The 5,743-nt window shown below is 71.9% G+C and carries 5 protein-coding genes; all 5 read left to right on the forward strand.

The window, feature by feature from the left end; genetic code table 11:
• Nucleotides 1–568, forward strand: a 568-nt coding sequence (locus ACTIDRAF_RS30525; protein WP_039788845.1) for an AAA family ATPase, incomplete at its 5' end; no start/stop codon positions are given.
• Between the two features lie 5 nt (nucleotides 569–573).
• On the forward strand, nucleotides 574–1,308 hold the full coding sequence (locus tag ACTIDRAF_RS0222185; protein WP_016700905.1) for an ABC transporter permease: 735 nt from the start codon (nucleotides 574–576) through the stop codon (nucleotides 1,306–1,308).
• 220 nt (nucleotides 1,309–1,528) lie between these two features.
• Nucleotides 1,529–2,476 carry an ABC transporter ATP-binding protein gene (locus tag ACTIDRAF_RS0222190; protein WP_016700906.1) on the forward strand — a complete coding sequence of 316 codons (948 nt, stop codon included), beginning with the start codon at nucleotides 1,529–1,531 and terminating at the stop codon, nucleotides 2,474–2,476.
• Entirely contained in the window at nucleotides 2,473–3,234 is a 762-nt protein-coding gene (locus ACTIDRAF_RS0222195; protein ID WP_016700907.1) for an ABC transporter permease, read from the forward strand. Before ACTIDRAF_RS0222190 ends, ACTIDRAF_RS0222195 begins: the two co-directional genes overlap by 4 nt.
• 375 nt (nucleotides 3,235–3,609) lie before the next feature.
• Nucleotides 3,610–4,287 carry a hypothetical protein gene (locus ACTIDRAF_RS30530; protein WP_245533609.1) on the forward strand — a complete coding sequence of 226 codons (678 nt, stop codon included), beginning with the start codon at nucleotides 3,610–3,612 and terminating at the stop codon, nucleotides 4,285–4,287.
• Nucleotides 4,288–5,743 lie beyond the last annotated feature (1,456 nt).

Here is a 5,743-nt window from a genome sequence, read left to right on the forward strand (position 1 = left end):
CGGGGGCTTCTCGTTGGGGATGTCGCAGCGGTTGGGGATCGCGGCGGCGTTGTTGGGCGACCCCGAGATCCTGATGTTCGACGAGCCGGTCAACGGTCTCGACCCCGAGGGGATCCGCTGGATCCGCGACTTCATGCGGGACCTCGCGGCGCAGGGCCGGACCGTCTTCGTCTCCAGCCACCTGCTCTCCGAGATGGCGCAGACGGCCGAGGACCTGGTCGTGATCGGCAGGGGGAAGCTGATCAGCCAGTGCACCACGGCCGAGTTCATCGACAACGCCAGTGAGTCCCTCGTCCGCGTGCGGACTCCCCAGCCGGAGGAGCTCCGCGCCGCCCTGGCGCGTGCCGACGCCGAGGTCCGGGTGGAGGCCGGGACCGGCGCCCTGCTGGTCTCAGGTGTGAGCAGCCAGCTCGTCGGTGAGGTGGCGGCCGCCAGCGCTGTGGTGCTGCACGAACTCGCGGTCGAGCGAGCCTCCCTCGAACAGGCGTTCATGCGCCTGACCGACGACGCGGTCGAGTACCAGACGACCGCCGTGCCCACGCCCGAACTCGTGACCGCCGGAAGGTGAGTGCCGTGAACCTGATCTCGGCGGAAAGCATCAAGCTCTTCTCCACCAGGTCGCCGTGGTGGTGCAACCTCCTCGCGATGGCCCTGCCGGTGGGTTTCGCCACCGCCGCCGTGCTGAGCTGGCCGACCGATTTGCCGATCTCGGTCACCGAGGTCCAGCTGGGTTACCAGTTCGGCATGATGCTGGTGCTGGTCATGGCGGCGCTGGCGGTCACCACCGAGTACCGCTTCGGAACGATGCGCACCACCTTCCAGGCGGTGCCGGGGCGGACCCCGGTGCTGCTGGCCAAGACCGTGCTGGTGGCCGGCGTCGCCGGGCTGGTCGGTCTGGTGGCCGCGCTCGGATCGCTGGGCGTGGCCTCGCTCCTGCACCCGGTGTCGGAGCTCGGCCTGGGGACCGCTCACGAGCTGCGCGCGGTCCTCGGGGTCGCCCCGGTCTTCGTGTTCTCGGCGGTGATCGCGGTGGCGGTCGGCCTCCTCGTGCGCCAGAGCGCCGGCGCGCTGGCCATCCTGCTGGTCTGGCCGATGTTGGTGGAACCGCTCGTGTCGGTCATCCCGACCGTGGGTGAGCCCGTCCAGCAGTGGATGCCGTTCATGGCGGCCGACCACTTCCTCCGGGGGGCGAGCAGCATGATCGCGGACCCGGTGCTGTCCCCGGCCGCGTCGCTCGCCTACTTCGGCGTGGTGGCGGTGGGCCTGCTCGCCGTCGCGCTGGTGGTGGCGCGTCGGCGGGACGCCTGAGGCGCCCTCGTCGTCGAAGGGGTGCCCGTTCGCCTCGCGGGGTACCACTCCTCCGACAGGTCGGCGAGCGGCGCCGGGGCCGCTGGTCGGCGCCCGTTCCTCCGTCCGCGAAGTACCTGGCAAGAAAAGTGATATCATCTTGCTAGAAGTCACGAGGAGTGGTTCGTGGCGGCGAGTGCGTCGGCCGGGGCATCCCCGTTCGGCCACACGAGGAGGGACGATGATCGAGGTAGAGCACCTCACCAAGCGGTACGGGCGCACGGTCGCGGTGGACGACCTGTCGTTCTCCGTGCGGCCGGGGCGGGTGACCGGTTTCCTCGGGCCGAACGGCGCGGGGAAGTCCACGACGATGCGGATGATCCTGGGCCTGGACCGGCCCACCAGTGGAGCCGTGCGGATCGACGGGAAGCCCTACCGGGAGCTGGACCGCCCGCTGACCAGGGTCGGCGCGCTGTTGGACGCGAAGTGGGTTCACCCCAACCGGTCGGCGCGGGCGCACCTGCGGTGGATGGCCAGGACGAACCGGCTGCCGAACCGGCGGGTGGACGAGGTGTTGGAGACCGTCGGCCTGTCCGGGGTGGCCGACCGGCGGGCCGGGGGCTTCTCGTTGGGGATGTCGCAGCGGTTGGGGATCGCTGCGGCGTTGTTGGGGGACCCCGAGATCCTGATGTTCGACGAGCCGGTCAACGGGCTGGACCCCGAGGGGATCCTCTGGATCAGGCAGATCATGCAGCGGTTGGCCTCCGAGGGGCGGACGGTGCTCGTCTCCAGCCACCTGTTGTCCGAAATGGCGCAGACGGCGGAGGAACTCGTCGTGATCGGCAGGGGGAAGCTGATCAGGCAGTGCGGTACCGCCCAGTTCGTCGACGAGGCGAGTGGCGCCACGATCCGGGTCCGCAGCCCGCAGGTGGAGCGTCTGAGGGGTGCGCTCCACCAGCAGGGGATCGAGGTCAGGGACGAGGTCGTCGACGAGTCGCCCACCCTTGTCGTGGTGGGCACCAGCAGCGAGCGGGTGGGGGAGATCGCCGCCGCGCAGGGCGTGGTGCTGCACGAGCTCTCGATCCAGCGGGGATCCCTGGAGCAGGCGTTCCTCCAGCTCACCAACGAGGCCGTCGAATACCACGCCCACAACGGCGCGACCACCGGGAACGAGGGGACCGACCGATGACCCTGCTCGCCGTCGAACGGATCAAGCTCTTCTCCACCCGCTCGCCGTGGTGGTGCATGGTGGTCGCGGTCGGTCTCACCGTCGGTTTCACCGCCCTGATGTCGGGCTTCGCCAACGAGCAGGGCACGGTGACCGTCGGCTTCACCCAGTTCAGTTACCAGTTCGGGCTCATGGTGCTGATGGTGATGGCGGTGCTGGCCGTGACCACCGAGTACAGGTTCGGCACCATCCGCACCACCTTCCAGACGGCTCCCAACCGGGCCGCGGTCCTGACGGCGAAGGCACTGCTGGTCGCGGTGCTCGCGGGGGTCGTCGCGCTCGTCGCGGCGTTCCTCTCCTTCGGGGTCAGCGACCTGCTGGCCACCAACTCGGACCTGAGCCTGTCCGGGGCGGACACCTGGCGCAACGTGGCTGGCACCGGCCTGGTCGCCTTCTTCGCCGCCGTGCTCTCCGTCGCGGTGGGAATCCTGCTGCGCCAGTCGGCCGCCGCCGTGACGGTGGTCCTCGTGTGGCCGCTGCTGGTGGAGCCGCTCGTCGCGCTGATCCCGAGGATCGGCCAGGACATCCAGGCGTGGATGCCCTTCGTGGCCGCGCACCAGTTCCTGTTCGGCGGTCAGCCCGACAGCGCGGAGGCCGCGATGATGATGGGCATGTCGGAGGTCCCCTACGGCCCCTGGGCCGGTATCGCCTACTTCGGAGCGATCTCGGTGGGGCTGTTCGTCGTCGCGCTGATCACCGCCAGCCGTCGCGACGCCTGAGCGCGGAAACCGGACCCCGGCGGCGCACCGAGGTCCCCGGGACGGCACCCGACCCGCCCGTGGACCCCGCCCCGACAGGGGGAATCCGTTCATGAAGTGCTTGTTAACGCGGTCGGCCTGACCGCGGCCCTCGTTCGGGATACCCGGGCTGCTCTGGATGGGGCAGCCCGGGTTTCTCCTTGTCCGGACGATGGAAACGGATCCTTAACGAAGAGCCCTCCCGCGCTTCCGCGATCGCGTCACGACTCCCGAATGCCGCTAGTATCGAAGGTGAAATCAACTGGTGATATACACCGGAAGTACGTGAGGTCGGTATCCGGTCGAACATGGCTCGAAGCAGTAGCTGACACTCCTACCTGGGGGGCAGGAGGATCGATGACAACGTTGCGACGCAAGCCTGACCCGCAAGAACGTGACGAGCACCCCACCCCGTTCGGCCCCGAGCGCCTCGTCTCCGGCGCGGGGTGGGTTCCCCGGCAGCAGCGGACGCCACCGCGGTCGTGGGGAGACGACACCGGGGGCGCCCTCGGCCCCATCGAGCGATCGGTTCCGTGGCCGGAGCCGATGCCGGAACTGGAATGGTTCCTCGCGCTCGAGGGCAGCGCCGCCGACGGAGCCTCCGAGCCTTCCGAAGCCAGGAACTCCTGGGTGCACTGGGCCTCGGAGGCCGAGGTGCTCGACCTGTACCGAGGGGCGTTGACCGCCGGCGGTGACCCGGCGGCGCCCTGGTGGGTCCGCGCCATGCACATCGGGACCCTCGCGTCCCGGGCCGAGGGGTTCGCGCTGGAGGACGAGGTGCACGACGTCCTCTCCGAACGGCCGGGCTGGGTCTTCGTTCCCTGGGCGGGTAACGGGCGGAGCCCTTACTGGGAGTACACGCCCTCCGACGACGGTCGGGCGATCCAGCCCACCACCATCCTCTTCGGCGAACGGCACCCCGGCTTCGTCCTGGTGCTGCCAGCCCACGGCGTCACGCCGACGGCGGTGCGGCCCCTCGGCGGCGTTGCGGGTCTGGTCGAACGCCTCACCGAGATCGGCTCCTGGCGCGTCTGACGCCGCCGGCGGTCCGCGCGCCGCGCGCCTTCCCGTACCGCCGTGTTCCTGGTCGTGCCGCAGCAGCGCCGCTGCCGGCCGGCACCATTGCCTCGCGCCACCGCCACCGCGTCGCCCGGCGTGGACGAGGAGGACGTCCGTCCTCTCCCGACCGGCGGTGCCGCGCTCACCCGTCGGCCCGCGCCCGGGATCGTCCCCGTGCGGCGGTCCGGCACCGGTTGTTCCTTGGCAGGCGGGGTGCAACGGGTGGTGCCCTGCCGCCCCCGCCTGCCGGTCACCCCACCTCGGGCTCCGGCCGCGCGCGACACGGCGGGTTGCCCGATCGGGATGTGAGTGCGAGCGCGTCGGGGGGCGAGCGCGCTCACCTCAATGCGATGAATCGCACAAGACAGTATGCCGCGCTACAACTTCCGCAAATGATCACCCGATAGGTGCCACTAGACACCCCGGTCGCGGGGGTGCCGCACGAACGAGCGGTTCCCCGGTGAGGACGGGTACCGGCAAGCGGTCCGCTCGTCGGCCGGGGTCGTCCCGGGCGGTGGGACGGACGTGCTCCGTCGCGACCACACCCCCGGCGCCTCGCCTCCACTCCGACCCGCCCTGCCCCGGATCGGCCACAGTGGACACCGGGCCTGCCCGGGCCGGGCCGCGCCCGCGCCGCCGGGTCGGCGTGGTGGGACGCCAGGGAGCCGAACCGGGGTGCGAGCGGTGGCCGAGACCGCCCCCGACGCCTCGCCGCACCGGTCCCTTCGGCTCGCGGATCCTGCTGGCGGTGCCGGCCCGAGTGTTCCCCGCGACCGTCCGGTTCACCGTCACCGACCCACGAGGGGCGGACGGCGGCCGGAGGACGTCCCGGCCGTCACGATCCGCCGCCGGCGGCGGCCGGAAGCCCAGCCCGTCGTCTGGCCGGGCGGACGGGGTGTCGCGGAGCCGGGCCGGGGTGCGGAGCCCTCCCCCGGCCCGGTCGCGCGCCACGACGAGCCCGAACCCGGGGATGACCGGGTCTGTGGGCGTGCCCGGCCTGGCCCGCCGGCGCGCTCGCCGTGGTCGGTGGCCCAGCCCGGCTCCCTCCCGTCCGGGGAGCCAGCCCGTGCGGCCGCCGGGGGATCGCCGGCCCACCACGGGGCACCGACGGGCGATCGCGTGTCGACCACCCAGGAGGCGGCGCGGGTGCGTCCGTCGTCCTCTCGGGTGGACCCGCGATCCGACCCTCGATCCCCTCCGGGGCGGGCGCCGAACGCCCTGCCCGCCGTCGAGCGGCCTCGGGTTCCCACTGGTGCCCGTGCCAGCACCCTGGCTGGCGGACCGGCCAGGGGAACGGGGTGGACCGGACGCGGCGAGGCGGAAGGGGCGCGGGGGAACCGGGCGGTGGCCCGGGCGACGACGCCACCCCCTGCGCCCCACCTACGGGCTCGGGGGGGTGTCCCTATGTGGTTGTCAAGCCGCAGCCGGGGCG

The organism is Actinoalloteichus spitiensis RMV-1378 (genome assembly GCF_000239155.1).
GTDB lineage: Bacteria > Actinomycetota > Actinomycetes > Mycobacteriales > Pseudonocardiaceae > Actinoalloteichus_B > Actinoalloteichus_B spitiensis.

What these genes read in the sequence shown, in the direction of transcription:
- ACTIDRAF_RS0222195 (WP_016700907.1), top strand. Translation starts at nt 2,473, where the DNA reads ATGACCCTGCTCGCCGTCGAACGGATCAAGCTCTTCTCCACCCGCTCG.
- ACTIDRAF_RS0222190 (WP_016700906.1), top strand. Translation starts at nt 1,529, where the DNA reads ATGATCGAGGTAGAGCACCTCACCAAGCGGTACGGGCGCACGGTCGCG.
- ACTIDRAF_RS30530 (WP_245533609.1), top strand. Translation starts at nt 3,610, where the DNA reads ATGACAACGTTGCGACGCAAGCCTGACCCGCAAGAACGTGACGAGCAC.